General features: G+C 57.1%; 15 protein-coding genes. 7 read left to right on the forward strand and 8 right to left on the reverse strand.

The genetic code is table 11. The features are described 5' to 3' along the window. Positions 1 to 6: 6 nt before the first annotated feature. The 3 genes from ACL2XF_RS24215 to ACL2XF_RS24225 all read right to left on the reverse strand — a co-directional run bounded on the left by ACL2XF_RS24215 (position 7) and on the right by ACL2XF_RS24225 (position 2,751). Positions 7 to 1,527 carry a sugar ABC transporter ATP-binding protein gene (locus tag ACL2XF_RS24215; RefSeq protein ID WP_413727643.1) on the reverse strand — a complete coding sequence of 507 codons (1,521 nt, stop codon included), beginning with the start codon at positions 1,525 to 1,527 and terminating at the stop codon, positions 7 to 9. 288 nt (positions 1,528 to 1,815) lie between these two features. Next, the gene (locus ACL2XF_RS24220) at positions 1,816 to 2,127 is read right to left on the reverse strand and encodes a putative quinol monooxygenase (protein ID WP_162366350.1); all 312 of its coding nucleotides are present in this window, start codon (positions 2,125 to 2,127) and stop codon (positions 1,816 to 1,818) included. A gap of 42 nt (positions 2,128 to 2,169) precedes the next feature. Next, on the reverse strand, positions 2,170 to 2,751 hold the full coding sequence (locus ACL2XF_RS24225; RefSeq protein WP_410013449.1) for an NAD(P)H-dependent oxidoreductase: 582 nt from the start codon (positions 2,749 to 2,751) through the stop codon (positions 2,170 to 2,172). A 223-nt stretch (positions 2,752 to 2,974) separates the two neighbouring features. On the opposite strand from ACL2XF_RS24225, the gene parC reads away from it, so the two are divergent. The 3 genes from parC (at position 2,975) to ftsP (ending at position 7,596) form a co-directional block, all read left to right on the forward strand. Further along, positions 2,975 to 5,263 carry a DNA topoisomerase IV subunit A gene (gene parC / locus ACL2XF_RS24230; protein ID WP_410013450.1) on the forward strand — a complete coding sequence of 763 codons (2,289 nt, stop codon included), beginning with the start codon at positions 2,975 to 2,977 and terminating at the stop codon, positions 5,261 to 5,263. A gap of 162 nt (positions 5,264 to 5,425) precedes the next feature. Then, positions 5,426 to 6,178, forward strand: coding sequence for a 1-acylglycerol-3-phosphate O-acyltransferase (locus tag ACL2XF_RS24235; RefSeq protein WP_410013451.1), 753 nt, complete (start codon positions 5,426 to 5,428; stop codon positions 6,176 to 6,178). Positions 6,179 to 6,183: 5 nt separating this feature from the next. Then, positions 6,184 to 7,596: a cell division protein FtsP gene (ftsP, locus tag ACL2XF_RS24240; protein ID WP_413727644.1), complete on the forward strand. Its 1,413-nt coding sequence runs from the start codon at positions 6,184 to 6,186 to the stop codon at positions 7,594 to 7,596. 111 nt (positions 7,597 to 7,707) lie between these two features. On the opposite strand, the gene dkgA is transcribed toward ftsP, so the two are convergent. Then, positions 7,708 to 8,538: a 2,5-didehydrogluconate reductase DkgA gene (gene dkgA / locus ACL2XF_RS24245; RefSeq protein ID WP_410016726.1), complete on the reverse strand. Its 831-nt coding sequence runs from the start codon at positions 8,536 to 8,538 to the stop codon at positions 7,708 to 7,710. A gap of 291 nt (positions 8,539 to 8,829) precedes the next feature. On the opposite strand from dkgA, the gene ACL2XF_RS24250 reads away from it, so the two are divergent. Next, a complete protein-coding gene (locus ACL2XF_RS24250; RefSeq protein WP_410016727.1) occupies positions 8,830 to 9,699 on the forward strand; it encodes an AraC family transcriptional regulator N-terminal domain-containing protein in 870 nt (289 codons plus the stop codon). A gap of 26 nt (positions 9,700 to 9,725) precedes the next feature. Here ACL2XF_RS24250 and ACL2XF_RS24255 read toward each other — a convergent pair whose 3' ends face one another. Next, on the reverse strand, positions 9,726 to 10,391 hold the full coding sequence (locus tag ACL2XF_RS24255) for a DedA family protein (protein ID WP_410013453.1): 666 nt from the start codon (positions 10,389 to 10,391) through the stop codon (positions 9,726 to 9,728). 90 nt (positions 10,392 to 10,481) lie between these two features. Then, a complete protein-coding gene (gene metC / locus ACL2XF_RS24260; protein WP_410013454.1) occupies positions 10,482 to 11,708 on the reverse strand; it encodes a cystathionine beta-lyase in 1,227 nt (408 codons plus the stop codon). 426 nt (positions 11,709 to 12,134) lie between these two features. Here metC and exbB point away from each other — a divergent pair, with 426 nt between their 5' ends. After that, positions 12,135 to 13,091, forward strand: a complete 957-nt coding sequence (gene exbB / locus ACL2XF_RS24265) for a tol-pal system-associated acyl-CoA thioesterase (RefSeq protein WP_410013455.1) — start codon at positions 12,135 to 12,137, stop codon at positions 13,089 to 13,091. A gap of 3 nt (positions 13,092 to 13,094) precedes the next feature. Then, positions 13,095 to 13,520 (forward strand): TonB system transport protein ExbD, encoded by a 426-nt coding sequence (gene exbD / locus ACL2XF_RS24270; protein WP_410013456.1) that lies wholly within the window; start codon positions 13,095 to 13,097, stop codon positions 13,518 to 13,520. 60 nt (positions 13,521 to 13,580) lie between these two features. Here the strand turns inward: exbD and ACL2XF_RS24275 are convergent, their stop codons facing one another. Beyond that, positions 13,581 to 14,480: an SDR family oxidoreductase gene (locus tag ACL2XF_RS24275; protein ID WP_410013457.1), complete on the reverse strand. Its 900-nt coding sequence runs from the start codon at positions 14,478 to 14,480 to the stop codon at positions 13,581 to 13,583. 254 nt (positions 14,481 to 14,734) lie between these two features. Further along, a complete protein-coding gene (locus ACL2XF_RS24280) occupies positions 14,735 to 15,403 on the reverse strand; it encodes a carbapenam-3-carboxylate synthase domain-containing protein (protein ID WP_413727645.1) in 669 nt (222 codons plus the stop codon). Between the two features lie 222 nt (positions 15,404 to 15,625). Between ACL2XF_RS24280 and ACL2XF_RS24285 the strand changes: the two genes are divergently transcribed. After that, entirely contained in the window at positions 15,626 to 16,255 is a 630-nt protein-coding gene (locus tag ACL2XF_RS24285; protein ID WP_410013459.1) for an acyl-homoserine-lactone synthase, read from the forward strand. Positions 16,256 to 16,425: the final 170 nt, after the last annotated feature.

Raw genomic sequence — 16,425 nt, forward strand, 5'->3', positions numbered from 1 at the left:
CGTTGCTCACGGGAGCGTACCTCCGGTTGAATATAACAACAGGGTTTCCTCATCCGTGGCGCGCGCGTCCAGCTGCGCCACGATACGGCCGTCCCACATCACGCAAATCCGATCGCACAGGCCCAGCAGTTCGGAAAACTCGCCCGAGGCATAGATAATGCCCTTGCCCTGGCGCGCCAGGCCGTCGATCAGCACAAACAGATCCTGCCTGGCCTTGATATCCACGCCTTTGGTCGGTTCGTCGAAGATCAGCACCTCGGCGTGGCCGCGCAGCCATTTGCCGATGGCCACTTTTTGCTGGTTGCCGCCCGACAGGCGCAGCAATTGTTGATCCAGTCCGCTGGCGCGAATGCCCAGGCGATCCACCACCTGCTGCGCGAAGCGCCGCGCCCGGCCGGCGCTGAACCAGCCCCAGCGGGTAAACGTAGCGTCTGCGCAGACGCTCAGATTCATGGGGATATTTTCGTGGATAAAGATGCCCTCTTTGCGCCGTTCCTCCGGCACCAGGGCCAGCCCCCGCCTTACCGCGTCATAAGGCGTCGTCGGGCGCCAGGGTTTACCGTTCAGTTCGCCGTGGGCGACGCCGGCGGCCGAGGCGCCGAACAACGCCTTGCACAGCTCGGTTTTACCGGCGCCGGCCAGGCCCGCTATCCCCAGGATTTCACCCCGGCGAAGCGAAAGGGAAATATCGCGCAGCAGGCTTTCATCGTGCAGTCCCTCTACCCGCAGCAGGATCGGGCTGGCGGCGGACGGACGCGGCGGCGGGAAAATAGCGTCCAGGGGATGGCCGAGCATTTTTTCAATGATATGCGCGCTGGTCAAACCGGCCATGGGGCCGTCGCCGACCCGCCTGCCGTCGCGCAGTACCGTTAACCTATCGCAGATTTGCGCCAGTTCGTGGATGCGGTGGGAAATAAACACCACGCCGATGCCTTCCGCCTGCAAACGTCGGGTCACCGCAAACAGCCGCTCGCTTTCGGCAAGATCGAGCGGCGCGGTGGGCTCGTCGAGGATCAGGAAACGGCAGCGGTGGGACAACGCCCGCGCCAGCAGGATGTGCTGTTTTTCCGCCAGCGTGCAACGGCCGACGGGCAGGCGCACGTCAAGATTGACCTCCAGCTGCGTGAGCAGCGCCTGCGCCTGCCGGTAGAGCCGGGGCCAGTGGCACAGCTGGCCGCGTTCCGCCAGCCTGTCCAGCATGATATTTTCCCCCACCGTCAGCGTCGGCACCAGCGCCACATCCACTTCCTGCTGCACCAGATGGATCCCCTGCAGCTTGGCCTGGCGCGGCGAGCGCAGATCCACCGGTTCGCCGTCTATCAGGATCTCGCCCTGGTAATGGGCGTGGGTGCCGGACAGGATGGCCATCAGTGTGGATTTGCCGGCGCCGTTAGCGCCGATCAACGCGTGCACCGAGCCGCCTTCTAGGGTGAAGTCGACCTGGTCCAATGCCCTGAAACCGGCGAAGGCAATGGAAATATGACGCATTTCCAGGCGGGACGTCTCTTTGGGCCTGGGTGTAGACATGAGCACGGGGATTTTTTCCGACACGCCATAAAGGACCGTTATTCCATAATGACGGAATATTTCATCAACAGGGGTGTTTTGGCAATAACGGAAAAAGCATAAGCTACATAAAAACGGTCTTGATCTTTATCCCTGCCGACGCGCTGACGCCCTTGAATCCCCCATGGGCGGGGCAGAGGGCAAACATTGATGGACCGGCGAGGAGATAATCCGGCAGTTGCCCCGCATCGCAGGTCACTGCCGGCCTGGTATTATCGGTGACAGCCGCGCGGGGCTGCCCGGCAAAAATCAATCGGTGCGTCTTTCCAGAATATGGAAAGTCACGTCCATGACGTCGTTGCGGATATGAGCGCGGTGATCGTCCATATGCTGCGCCTGCTGGTGCTGCTCGAGATGACGGATGCTTTTCCACTGCTCCAGCATGAAAATGGAGTCGGGGGCGGTTTTGCGCCAGGGCACCTGCGCCTTATAGTCGGTGAGCAAGGTATATTCGCTGCAACCGTCTTCCGCCAGAACGTTGGGCCGGAGTGCCTGGATGGCGGCTAAAACCGCTTCTCTTCGTCCCGGTTTCACTTTGATTTCTGCAATTACCGTGATCATCGATTCCTCAGTTTTTGGATGGGTAGTTCGGGTCGACACTAGTTAACCAAAGACGCGGCCGAGATGCTCGCGATATTTTATGATATCCCGCTCAATTTGCGGTTGTTTTATGACATCGTTACAGATAAAGGTCGGCAGCATCGACATGCCGAGGAACTGGTTGGCTTTATGGAACGGCAGGTAAACCCCGTCCACGCCCACGCCCTCGAAAAACTGATCCGGGTCCGTGAAGGCCTCAAGCGGGGCGTTCCAGGTCAGCGACAGCATATAGCCTTTCCCTTGAATCAGGCCGCCGGACCCGTATTTTTTCGTGCTGTCCGAACGCGTGCGCCCGTCACTGGCATACAGGCGTCCGTAACCGACGGTAAAAACCTCGTCGATATATTTTTTCAGGATCCAGGGCTGCCCCATCCACCAGCCGGGCATCTGGTAAATGACCGCGTCCGCCCAAAGATAATTGTCCACCTCGCGTTCACTGTCGTAACCCTGGTCCACCACCGTCACGCGGGTGTTCAGGCCAGCCTCCGTCAGGAACGTGGCGGCCACGTCGGCCATGGTGTTGTTTAAGGCGCCCTCGGAGTGGGCGAATTTTTTACCTGCGTTAATAATAAAGACGTTTTTCATTTTATCCTGCCTTAAATAGATTGAACGGCAGTGTAGCCCGCGCGGACAAAATGAAACAGGGCGCCTGACGCACAACATTTTTGTCCGCGGCGCAATAAAGCCGCGCCATCAAGCCCTGTGACAGCCGGGGGCCGGATAGGGTAGTATCATGGACTATTACCACCAAACCAAAGGGTATGGCTAGCCACCCAGACCATACCGCGGTGAGAGGAAACAACAATCAATGAGTGATTTGGCTCATGACGGCGCGGAAAGCCTGGCGCTGCATACATTTACCGAGAATGCCTACCTTAACTATTCCATGTACGTCATCATGGATCGCGCGCTGCCGTTTATCGGCGACGGCCTCAAGCCGGTACAGCGCCGTATTGTCTATGCCATGTCGGAGCTGGGGCTAAACGCCAACGCCAAATATAAAAAGTCGGCCCGTACCGTAGGCGATGTGCTGGGTAAATATCATCCCCACGGCGACAGCGCCTGCTATGAAGCCATGGTGCTGATGGCGCAGCCGTTTTCCTATCGTTATCCGCTGGTGGACGGCCAGGGCAACTGGGGGGCGCCGGACGATCCCAAGTCTTTCGCCGCCATGCGTTACACCGAGTCCCGGCTGTCCAAATACGCCGAGCTGCTGCTCGGCGAGCTCGGCCAGGGCACCGTGGATTACGCCCCTAATTTCGACGGCACGCTGCAGGAGCCGAAAACCCTGCCGGCGCGGCTGCCCAATATCCTGCTTAACGGCACCACCGGCATCGCCGTCGGCATGGCCACGGATATCCCGCCGCATAATGTCAGCGAGGTCGGCGCCGCGATTATCGCGCTGCTGGACAATCCGAAAACCACCCTTGAGCAGTTGCTGGACCATGTCAAGGGGCCTGATTATCCCACCGAGGCGGAAATCATTACCCCGCGCGAGGATATCCGCAAAATCTACCAAAGCGGACGCGGATCGGTGCGCATGCGCGCCCTGTGGAAAATCGAGGACGGCGAGGCGGTGATTACCGCGCTGCCGCACCAGGTGTCCGGCGCCAAGGTGCTGGAACAAATCGCCGCCCAGATGCGGGCGAAGAAGCTGCCGATGGTGGAGGATCTGCGCGACGAGTCGGATCATGAAAATCCCACCCGTCTGGTGGTGGTGCCGCGTTCCAACCGGGTCGACCTGGAGGCGGTGATGCATCATCTGTTCGCCACCACCGATCTGGAGCGCAGCTACCGCATCAACATGAACATGATTGGTCTTGACGCCCGTCCGGCGGTCAAGAACCTGCTGGAAATCCTCACCGAATGGCTGGTGTATCGCCGCGACACGGTGCGCCGCCGCCTGAACTACCGGCTGGAAAAAGTGCTGCGCCGCCTGCATATCCTGCAGGGGCTGCTGGTGGCCTACCTTAACCTGGATGAGGTCATCCATATCATCCGCACCGAGGATGAGCCGAAACAGCAATTGATGCAGCGCTTTGCGCTCAGCGAGACCCAGGCCGACGCCATCCTGGAATTAAAGTTGCGCCATTTGGCTAAACTCGAAGAGATGAAAATCCGCGGTGAGCAGGCGGAGCTGGAAAAAGAGCGCGAAAAGCTGCAGGGCATCCTGGCCTCCGAGCGCAAGCTGAGCAATCTGCTGAAGAAAGAGATCGAGGCGGACATCGCCGCCTACGGCGATCCCCGCCGCTCGCCGCTGGTTGAGCGCGGCGAGGCCAGGGCGCTGAGCGAAAACGAATTGACGCCGTCGGAACCGGTGACCATCATCCTGTCCACCATGGGATGGGTGCGCAGCGCCAAGGGGCACGATATCGATCCCAGCGCGCTGAACTATAAATCCGGCGACAACTTCCTTTCCGCCGCCCGCGGCAAAAGCAACCAGCCGGTGGTGTTTATCGATTCCACGGGGCGCAGCTACGCGCTGGAGCCGTCCGTGCTGCCATCGGCCAGAGGGCAGGGAGAGCCGTTAACCGGCAAGCTGACGCTGCCGCCCGGCGCTACCGTCGAGCAGATGCTGACCGGCACCGACCAGCAGAAACTGCTGCTGGCCTCCGATGCCGGATACGGGTTCGTCTGCACCTTCGACGATCTGGTGGCCCGCAACCGCGCCGGCAAGGTGATGCTGACCCTGCCGGAAAACGCCCGGGTCATGCCGCCGCTCTGGGTGAATGATGAGATCGAGCAATTGCTGATGGTGATTACCGAGGCGGGACGGCTGCTGCTGTTCCCGGTAAGCGATCTCCCGCAGCTTACCAAGGGCAAAGGCAATAAAATTGTCTCGATTGCCGCGGCCGACGCGGCCGCCGGCAAAGATCGCCTGGTCTGGATGCTGCTGTTGTCCACCAAGGGATCGGCTACGCTATATGTCGGCAAACGCAAATTAACCCTGCGACCGGAGGACTTGCAAAAATATCGCGCCGAACGGGGACGGAAAGGAACGCTACTGCCCCGCGGCCTGCAGCGTATCGACCGCATTGAGATAGACGACCCGCTGGCCGCGGCCGATCCTGGCCAGGCCGCGCTGCCGGACCAGTAGCGGTCCGGCCGTTGGGCCCGCGCTTTTCCGCCGGGCCCCCGGCGGCGTTGAGGTCAGCCGGCCGCGGTTTGACTTAAATGTTATCAGCGCCGTACGGGGAATAACCGTGTATTTTGTCATGAAGCCGGTATACTAGCGGCGGCTGATGGTTAAGAGGTTAATATGCTAGCGATTATTCGTACCATTGTGGTGGTGCTGCTTTCTATTTGTATTTGCGTATTTGGCTTGATTTATTGTCTGTTCAGCCCGAGAAACCCACGTCATGTCGCCACTTTCGGCCGGATGTTCGGGCGAATGGCTCCCATCCTCGGCCTGAAGGTCGAACTGCGTTACCCCCAAACGCTGGTGACCCGGCAAAACTGCATCTATATCGCCAATCATCAAAATAATTATGACATGGTGACCGCCGCGAGCATGGTGCAGCCGCGCACGGTGACGGTGGGTAAAAAAAGCCTGCTGTGGATTCCCTTTTTCGGCCAGCTTTACTGGCTGACGGGCAATCTGCTTATCGATCGCGAAAACCGTTCGCGCGCCCACGGCACCATTGCTGAAATCGTTAAGCAGATAAAGAAAAAAAACATATCCATCTGGATGTTCCCGGAGGGCACCCGCAGCCGGGGCCGCGGGCTGCTGCCGTTTAAAATGGGCGCGTTCCACGCGGCCATCGCCGCCGGGGTGCCGGTGGTGCCGATTTGCGTCTCCAATACGTCCAACGGTAAGATCAGGCTGAACCGCTGGAACAACGGCCTGGTGATCGTGGAAATTCTGCCGCCGGTGGATATCACGCCTTATGGGCGCGATCAGGTGCGCGAACTGGCCGCGCACTGCCGCGATATCATGGCGGCCAAACTGGCGGAGCTGGATGCGGAAGTGGCCCAGCGCGAAGGGCGTCCGGCGCCGCAAAAGGCCGGGTAACGGCTATGTCATTCAACAGGCGTCAGTTTATCCAGGCATCGGGGATTGCGTTATGCGCCGGCGCGCTGCCGCTGAGGGCGCGGGCCGCCGGGCAACCGACCGCCTTGCCCATTCCGCCGTTGCTGGAATCGCGCCGGGGACAGCCGCTGTTCCTGACGCTGCAACGGGCGCACTGGGAGTTTATGCCCGGCAGGCGCGCCGCCACCTGGGGTATCAACGGCGGCTACCTTGGCCCGACGGTACGGGTATACAACGGCGACGACGTTAAGCTCATCTATAACAATCGTCTTAACGAACCGGTTTCCATGACGGTCAGCGGCCTGCAAGTGCCCGGCTCGCTGATGGGCGGCGCCCCGCGCATGATGTCGGCCAGCGTCGACTGGTCGCCGGTTATCCCCATCCGCCAGCCGGCCGGCACCTGCTGGTATCACGCCAACACCCCCAACCGCATGGCGCCGCATATCTATAACGGCCTGGCGGGGCTTTGGCTGGTGGAAGATGAAGTCAGTAAGTCCTCACCTCTGCCTAATCATTACGGCGTGGACGATTTCCCGGTCATCATCCAGGATAAGCGCCTGGATAACTTTGGCACCCCGGTCTATAACCCGCCGGCCAACGGCGGTTTTTTCGGCGACACCCTGCTGGCCAATGGCGCCCAGAGTCCGTTCGTGGAGGTTTCCCGGGGCTGGGTGCGCCTGCGGCTGCTTAACGCCTCGAACGCCAGGCGCTACCAGCTGCAGCTGAGCGACGGACGCACCATGCAGGTGGTGGCCGGCGATCAGGGGTTTTTACCGGCCCCGGTGCCGGTAAGCCAACTCTCGCTTGCCCCCGGCGAGCGGCGCGAAATCCTGATTGATATGTCGAAAGGCGAAGAAGTGGCGATCACCGCCGGCGCGGCGGCGGGCATTATGGATCGGGTGCGCGGTTTTTTTGAACCCTCGTCGATCCTGATCTCAACCATTGTGCTGACGCTCAAACCCACCGGCCTGCTGCCGCTGGTCACCGATAACCTGCCGATGCGGCTGCTGTCGGACCAGGTGATCGACGGCAATATCACCCGCACGCGGGAGTTTCATCTCGGGGGCAGCCAGCCTGAAATCAACGGCGCCATGTGGGATATGAACCGCACCGATTTCCGGGCGCTGCAAGGCAGCTTTGAGCGCTGGATCATCCACGCCGAGACGGCGCAGTCATTCCATATCCAGGGCGTGGCGTTTTTGATCAAGCGGGTCAATGGCAATTCGCCCTTGCCGGAAGACCGCGGCTGGAAGGATACGGTATGGGTCGACGGCGATGTGGAGTTGATGGTCTGGTTTCCGCAGGTGGCCGGCGACCATTTCCCGTTCCTGTATTATAGCCAGACGCTGGAAATGGCCGATCGCGGCTGCGCCGGCCAGTTTACCGTCAGTCCCGGCTAAATTGCCGGCCCGGCCATACGACTGCGGCGGCTCACGGCAATGTAAGCCCCCCCGGATCCCGGCGGGACCCGGAGAGAATATGACCAGGCCAGTCATGCCCACCGGCGCTTATCAGGGTTTCACAAACGTATCCGGATTTGGCCCCAGTCGTTTACCGCAGTCCAGTTGGGCAATGGCGTCCAACTCGTCCTGCTGCAGCTTGAAGTCCAGCACCGCGAAGTTCTCTTTGATACGCGACGGCGTTACCGATTTCGGTATCACCACCAGGCCGGAGTCGAGATGCCAGCGGATCACGATCTGCGCCGGGCTTTTACCGTATTTTTCCGCAAGCTTGCGGATAATTGCCTGGTCAAAAACGCCTTCCCCGCCCTGGGCCAACGGGCTCCAGGATTCGGTCAGGATATCGTGGGCGGCGTTCCATTGGCGCAGTTCGCGCTGTTGCAGCAACGGATGCAGTTCGATTTGGTTAATCACCGGCGTAACCCCGGTTTCATCCAGCAGGCGCTGCAAATGAGGAGCATGGAAATTACAAACGCCAATGCTTTTTGCCAGTCCCTCCTCCTTCAGCTTGACCATATCGCGCCAGGCCTGGACATAAGTATCCTGCGAGGGTACCGGCCAGTGCATCAGATACAGATCGACATAATCAAGCTGTAGCTTCTTCAGGCTTTCTTCCAGCGCCTTAGGCGCCACCGTCTGATCGGCGTTCCACAGCTTGGTGGTGATAAACAGCTGTTCACGGGGCAATGCGGCCGCCTGCAGCGCTTCGCCGACGCCGGTCTCGTTCTTGTAAATGGCCGCGGTGTCGATAGAGCGGTAACCGACTTTCAGCGCTTCCTGCACCGCCTTCAGGACTTCTTCGTTGCTGGCCTGCCAAACGCCCAGCCCGAGCTGTGGCATGGTACGTCCATCATGAAATTTTACTGTAGGTTGCGTCGACATCATTTCTCCTTACTTTCCATGCGCCGGTCCCGTTCAGGCCGGCAGGGATCTCTCGTTGCGAGATCAGTTATTCTAGTAGAAATTGCGGTGTTGCGTGGCGTGAGTACCCCTCCATTGTGATCATCCCACGGCTGGGACTCAATGCTTATTCCTGTCCGCTATTTGCCTGTTTCTCCAAAAGACTATAGAAAAGGAGTAAAAAAAGGCACTATACCTGTAGGATCGTACAAACAAGAGAACCTTGCCATGACGCAAAATCAATCCCTCTGTACCCGTTTGTCGCTGCGCGCCATGCAATTGTTGCGGGAGAACAAGGCCGTGACCATTCCCCATGTGAAGCTGCTGCATGCCGACGCCTATTATGCCCGCACCCCGGTAATGTACGAGCCGGGCATCATTATCCTGTTCCAGGGCCGTAAAACCGGTTATCTCGGCGGCAAAACCTTTGTTTACGACGCCAGCCAATATCTGCTGCTGAGCGTGCCGCTGCCGTTCGAATGCGAGACGTTCGCCTCGCGGGAAGAGCCGCTGGTGGGATTGTTTATTGGCGTCGATACCCTGATGCTGCAGGATTTGATTATCGATATGGGGGACGATGCGCAGTTCAGGCCGGTTACCCCCCGGTCAAGCGGCATTAACGCCGCGCCGCTGACCGAAGAATTATTTTGTGCCGCCGAACGCCTGCTGGATATTATGGATAAGCCGTTGGACGCGCGGGTGCTGGGGCAGGCCGTGGTGCGCGAAATTCTGTATTACCTGCTGCAGGGCGAATGCGGCGACGCGCTGTACGCCCTGGCGAACCGGCAATCGCATTTTAACCAGATCGCCAAGATCCTGAAAAAAATTGAACGGCAGTTTGCCGATAACCTGACCATCGAGCAACTGGCGGCGGACGTCAATATGAGCCTGTCGGCGTTCCATCATAATTTCAAAGCGGTGACCAGCACTTCGCCTTTGCAATACCTGAAAACCTACCGGCTGCATAAGGCGCGCATCCTGATGCTGCATGACGGACTGAACGCCGGTACCGCGGCCATGCAGGTGGGGTATGAAAGCCCCTCGCAGTTCAGCCGGGAGTTTAAACGTTATTTCGGTATCTCGCCCCGGGAAGACGTGGCGCGCGTGCGCGTGCCGGGACATAACCCGGCGTTGCAGATATAACCCCCGCCGGGGGGAGAAAAAGGGGGCTAGGCGGCATCCTTGACCTTGCGTTTGCGCAGCAGCAGCACCAGCGTGCCTACCAGCCCGCTGCACAGCAATACCAGCGGCAGCACCATCAGGATCATCATCACCTGGTCTTCATGGTGTTTTACCAAGGGCACATGGCTGATGGCGAATCCCAGCGTCAGCAGCGTGCCGACCCATATCAGGGCGCTTAACCAGTTAAACAGCTGGAAACGGGTGCTGCTTAAGCCGGAAATTCCCGCCATGGTGGGCAACAGCGTGCGGATAAACGCCAGGAAACGGCCGACCAGCAGCGCCATCAGGCCATGGCGATTGAACATCGCGTAGGCGCGCTGATGGTAATGGGCGGGCAGGTGCAGCAGCCAGCCGCGGACAATACGGGTATCCCCGAGCCAGCGGCCCTGCAGATAACTGAACCAGCAGCCAAGGCTTGCCGCCACGGTAAGGATGATAAGGGTGGGTATAAACGCCATCACCCCCTTCGCCACCATGGCGCCCGATAGCAGCAACAGGCTATCGCCGGGTAAAAACGAGGCCGGCAGCAATCCGTTTTCCAGGAATAGGGTGGCGAACATCACACAGTAAACTATCCCGATTACCCGCGGATTTGCCAGGGCGGCGAAATCCTGTTGCCAAAGCGCGCGGATAATCTCATGTAATACGCTCATCTCTACCTGCTTATCTCATTTTATTGGCAGCTTAACGTTAACATCCCTGTCTGTCCTCGATCGCGTACGCAATCAGACAATATTTATTAACTATTTTAGACCTGATCCCGGGTATGCGCGATGAGACGCTTCCTCAATCCTGGCGAAACCGGCGGCAAGATCGGCGATAAGGTCATCGGTATTTTCCAGGCCGATATGTAGCCTGACCAGGGTGCCGGTAAAGTCGACTCCGCCGGCGGGGCGGATAGCCGCGATGTCCTCGGGCTGGTTGGCCAGGATCAGCGATTCAAAACCACCCCATGAATAAGCCATGCTGAAATGGATGAAGTGATCGAGATAATACTCCAGTTGCGCCTGGCTCAGACGCGCTTTCAGCACAAAAGAGAACAGTCCACTCGCGCCGGTAAAATCACGGACAAAAAACGCATGGCCTTTACAGCTGGGCAACGCCGGATGGTTGACCACCGCCACTTCCGGCCGGCCAGCCAGCCAGGAGGCTACCCGCATGCCGTTCTCGGCGTGTTGCTTAAGACGCACGCCCAGGGTGCGCAGGCCGCGCGCGGCCATATACGCGCTATCGGCATCCACCATCTGGCCCATCAAATACGATTGTTCGCGCAACTGATCCCAGCAGCGGTCGTTGGCGACCGCCGTGCCGAGCATGGCGTCGGAGTGACCGATAATATATTTGGTGCCGGCCTGGATGGAAATATCCACGCCCAGTTCCAGAGCCGGCAACAAAATGCCCGCCGCCCAGGTATTATCCAGCATAATCACGATATCGGGGTTGATCGCGCGAACAGCTTTCACGATCGCCGGGATATCCTGTACTTCCATGGTGATGGACCCCGGCGATTCCAGGAATACCACCCGCGTGTTTTCCTGGATTAAGGCGGCGATCCCGGCGCCTATCAGCGGATCGAACCAGGTGGTGGCGACATTCAGCTTGCCCAGGATATGGCGGCAAAAATCCGTGGTCGGCTCATAGACTGAGCCGGTAACCAGGATATGGTCGCCCGCCGAGACGAACGAGAGAATGGCATTGGTCACTGCCGCCGCGCCGCAGGGGTATAGGGCGCATCCCGCCCCGCCTTCCAGTTCCACCATGGCCTGCTGCAGGGAAAAATGGGTCAGCGTTCCGCGCCGGCCATAGAACAGCTCGCCCTGGGCACGTCCGGCGGTGGCTTTTTTTTTCGCCTGGACCGAGTCAAAGACCAACGACGAGGCCCGCTGGATAACCGCATTGACCGACCCTTGGGTATATTTTTTATCCCTGCCGGCGGTAATCAACGCCGTCTCGATTTTCTTAGCCTTCATTATCCACGCTACGCCTTTAACTGATTGTCTGTACTGAAGGGTCCACCGGCGCAATGACGCTGGTGTTCGCTGTGCTACGTTAACATGAATACGCCGCGGCGGCAGGCGTTTTGGCCGGGCTGAAACGATTTATAATAATATTAATTTTGATTTAAAAAGAGGGATCCGGCATAAGCGCCGCCGCCGCCGTAACCCGCGCGTACGGGAACTGAACGGTTCTTTAACCGAAGTGTTAATAACGTTATTTTCCACGGCGAGGTGTTATTAGGTTGATGAGCGCAGGATAAATTTTATCGCGGGTTGTCGGTGGCGCAAGAATGGTTGATACAAATAATAATGAGAACCACTATCAATTCCCGTTCTGTTTGCTATCATTCTGGCTGGATTATTTTTTAGCAAAGTTTTAGGTGGAGGCGCAGCGTGAAAATGGCTGTTTTACAACGGGTCCAGGTCCTGTCCCAAAGGGCGCAGCGACGTGCTTATTCATTATCCGCAGTGTTGCGTGGCATGTCCGTCGCGACGCTTATGGTATTTGGCCTGACAGGGCCGGCCGCCGCCGCCGCGCCGGATACCGCCCCCGCGCCGATGGGAACCGCCGCCGTCGCCGCGCCGCAAAGGTTGCCGCAGGCGATACCTGTCGACGCCTCCGGCCAGCGGTTGCTGCCGCAGATGGATCTGTCGGTATGGGGTATGTATCAGCATGCCGATGTGGTGGTCAAGACCGTGATGATTGGGCTGCTGATTGCCTCCATCATCACCTGGGCGTTGTTTTTTGGTAAAAGCGCCGAACTGTCGTCGGCGAAACGCCGGCTGCGCCGCGAGATGGCGTCGCTTGCGGAGGTGAAGAGCCTGGACGAGGCTTTTTCGGCCGCGGCGGCATTTAAAGAAGCCAGCGTCGCCGGCCGGCTGCTGGCCATGACGCAAAATGAGCTGGATCTCTCCGCCGAGTCTAACGACAGCAACGGCATTAAAGAGCGTGTCGCCTTCCGGCTGGAACGCAGCGTCGCGGCCACCAGCCGCGCGATGGGTAAAGGCAACGGTTTTCTGGCCACCATCGGCGCCATTTCGCCGTTTATCGGTTTATTCGGGACCGTTTGGGGCATCATGAACAGTTTTATCGGCATCGCCCATACCCAGACCACTAACCTGGCGGTAGTGGCGCCGGGCATTGCCGAGGCGCTGCTGGCCACGGCCATCGGTCTGTTCGCCGCTATCCCCGCCGTGGTTATCTATAATATTTTTGCGCGCACTATCGCCGGCTATAAAGCCATGGTGGGAGATTGCGCCGCGCAGGTTCTCCTGTTATTGGGCCGTGATTTGGATCTGGCCGCCAGCGCCGGGCGTCAAAGCGCGCATGCCGTGGCAAAGTTTCGGATAGGTTAAGCGATGGCAATGCACTTGAATGAAGACATTGACGGCGACGGGGAGATGCACGATATCAACGTGACGCCGTTTATCGACGTGATGTTGGTGTTGTTGATTATTTTTATGGTGGCCGCCCCGCTGGCAACGGTGGATATCCGGGTGGATTTGCCCAACTCCACCGCGGCCCCGCAGCCGCGTCCGGAAAAGCCGGTTTACCTGTCGGTAAAAGGGGATAAGCAGTTGTTCCTCGGTGATCAACCCGTTACACCGGCTAACCTGGCGACGTCGCTGGATACGCTGACCCAGGGCAATAAAGACACCACGATTTTTTTCCAGGCTGATAAAAGCGTTGATTACGAGACCTTGATGTCGGTAATGGATAACCTGCGCCAGGGAGGGTACTTCAAGGTGGGGTTGGTTGGGGCGGAATCCGGCGGCAAGCGCTAGGCTGCTGTGAATTCGGCGGCTTTGAGCCGGTGCTGGCGGGCCTGGCCCGCCATGGAACGGTTAGCTTAAGTGATTGCCGCCGGTGACGCCGTGGACTTCGGCCGTGACGTAGCTGGATTCCTGCGAAGCCAGATAGACATAGATGGGCGCCAGTTCGGCGGGTTGACCGGCACGGCCAAGCGGGGTCTGCGTGCCGAATGAAGGCAGCTTTTCGGTGGGCTGTCCGCCGGACACCTGCAATACGGTCCAAATGGGGCCGGGCGCCACGCAGTTAACCCTGATGCCTTTGGCGGCGACCTGTTTAGCCAGTCCGCGGGTAAAGTTCAGGATGGCGGCTTTGGTGGCCGCGTAATCCAGTAACGACGGACTGGGCTGGTAGGCCTGGATGGACGAGGTGGTAATGATGGACGCGCCGGCGGGCAGGTACGGCAACGCCGCCTTGGTCATCCAGAACAGTGAAAAGACATTGGTTTCAAACGTTTTGCGGAACTGTTCGGTCGTCAGATCGGCAATATCCTCCACCGCCGTTTGTTTCCCGGCCACCAGCGCCAGGATATCCAGCCCGCCCAGTTGGTTGTACGCATCTTCCACCACTTTGACATTTACCGACTCGTCGCTTAAATCACCGGGCAGCATAAATACTTTGCGTCCCGCTTCCTTAATCAGTTCCGCTACCTGCTCGGCGTCTTTATGTTCATCGGGATGATATGCCAGGGCGATATCCGCCCCTTCCCGGGCATAGGCGATGGCCACGGCGCGTCCGATGCCGGAATCAGCGCCGGTAACCAAGGCCTTGCGTCCGGCCAGGCGGCCGCTGCCGCGATAGGTTTGCTCACCGCAATCAGGAACCGGGGTCATGTCGGATTGTAGTCCAGGCGCGTCCTGGCGTTGTTCAGGAAAGTCCTCCCGGGTATATTGGGTCACGGGATTACGCATGGTATATTGATCAAAATCAGCCATCTTTCTCTCCTTTTAAATAATAAGCATACCTATTTAAACCTAAGCCTAGTTGATTTTACGGATTTGTCGAATATAAAAATTTCGAGCGATTATTTTAATCTCAATTATAAATAATCATAAAAATGCCAACAGGTGCATTAATATTTATTTAAAATTAATGGATATGTTCCAATTGGCTAAATTACCATGCTATAAATTAATAAAATTACCCGGGTTTTTATTCAAAAAAATAAGAGAGTAATAATGATCAAGGTCTAGAAAAAATAACCCTTGGCATCAGGCGGATTGTCGCTGTTAACACTCCTGCTGCCCGGGTCCACGCGGCTGCGGAAGCTGCGGATAAAATGTAAATTGTGCTCGCGCCAGCGTGTGACGCATATACGGCGCTGCCCCAAATATTCGCCCGCGGGACTCAGGCATGCCGGCACGGCGTCGCAATGGTTTGTGTTGCCGTTCGCGCTGTAGAACGAATACGCGCCCGCCGGCGTGCAGGGGCCTTCATCGTTTATCGCGGCGGATCCCGCGATGGTATCAGCGCCCGCCGGCGCGCACCACTCGTCTTCCTCTTCTGACACCAGCGTAAGGTTACCTTCCGCGTCTTCATGGATAATGCAAAAATCACCTTTCAGCAGCGCAATGATGCTCATGCCGTGGCGCTTCACCGCCAGGCTGATGATCTCTTCGCTGATCGGATCGGCGCCGGAGGGGTAATAATTGAATAATAAGTAATTTAGCAGCGGCAGGTTGTCGATATGGCCGATAATATGCCATGATTCATCTCCCTGATTATACGTCTTATAGGGTGTGCCGTCACCGATAAATAATTGGCCTTGCCTTAACCGATGTATTTTTCCGTGCGGACGTGATGTGATGGTTAAGATATTATTTCCTTGGTTAAGGATGACACAAAAACGATTGCCCATACACCCTCTTGTAACTATTAATTATGCTAATTACTGTTATAAAAAATAACCGGTTGCAAAGACATTACACGTTATCGATACGGGTAAAAAGCTAGTATTAAGTACAGTTATTGCCTGTACTTTAGTACAGGTTGTTAGGGCTTTTCTTAACTGATACCATAAATTAACTTTGTATTAAGTTAAATCAAAGAGCATTAATATATAATCATAAAAGGGTGGACTATGTTTAATTTAATTAGTGTTAAGTACCAGGATATTATCAATGATAAACTCGATGAATTATATCTGCTGCGTAAAAAAACCTTCAAGGATCGCCTGGACTGGCAGGTCACCTGCGTCGGTGACCGGGAATTTGACGGCTATGATAATGAACACACCCATTATTTATTAGGATGCTATGGCGGTGAAATCGTCTGCAGCGTGCGTTTCATAACCATGGACCAGCCGAATATGATTACGGGCCCTTTTAAGGATTTTTTTAATTATCAGGCGCCTGAAGACGGTGCCTTGATTGAGTCCAGCCGCTTTTTTGTTGATAAAGGGCGGGTAAAGGACCTTGCCGAGACAAAGCTGCCGTTTTGCCATTTGCTGTTCCTGGGGATGGTGAATTATGCCCGAATGCTTGGTAAGCAGGCAATAATGACGGTATGCAGTAAATCAATGTATACCATTCTTAAGCGGAGCGGCTGGAATATAGCGATCGAGAGTACCGGATTATCGGAAAAAAAAGAGCCGGTATATTTGCTGCGTCTCGGCATCGGTGAAGACAGCCAGGACGCGTTGATCAAATATATACGCCGTCATTATTATTGTGAGGGAAGTTATCTGAAAAAATGGCCTATTTATCTTTGAGCGCTTAGGTGCATCATGGGTCATGCCAGGGTTTATTTTAAGTGTTTTATTGTCAATGTCGTTTCAATTAAATAAGATGATAATAGGTAACGGTCGGGATGGGTCTGTAACCATGGCATGACAATGTCCACCGCCATTATTCATAACGATTTCCCGATGATGACGGCGCC

The sequence above is a fragment of the Sodalis sp. RH19 genome (assembly GCF_047324215.1).
Lineage (GTDB): Bacteria > Pseudomonadota > Gammaproteobacteria > Enterobacterales > Enterobacteriaceae > Acerihabitans.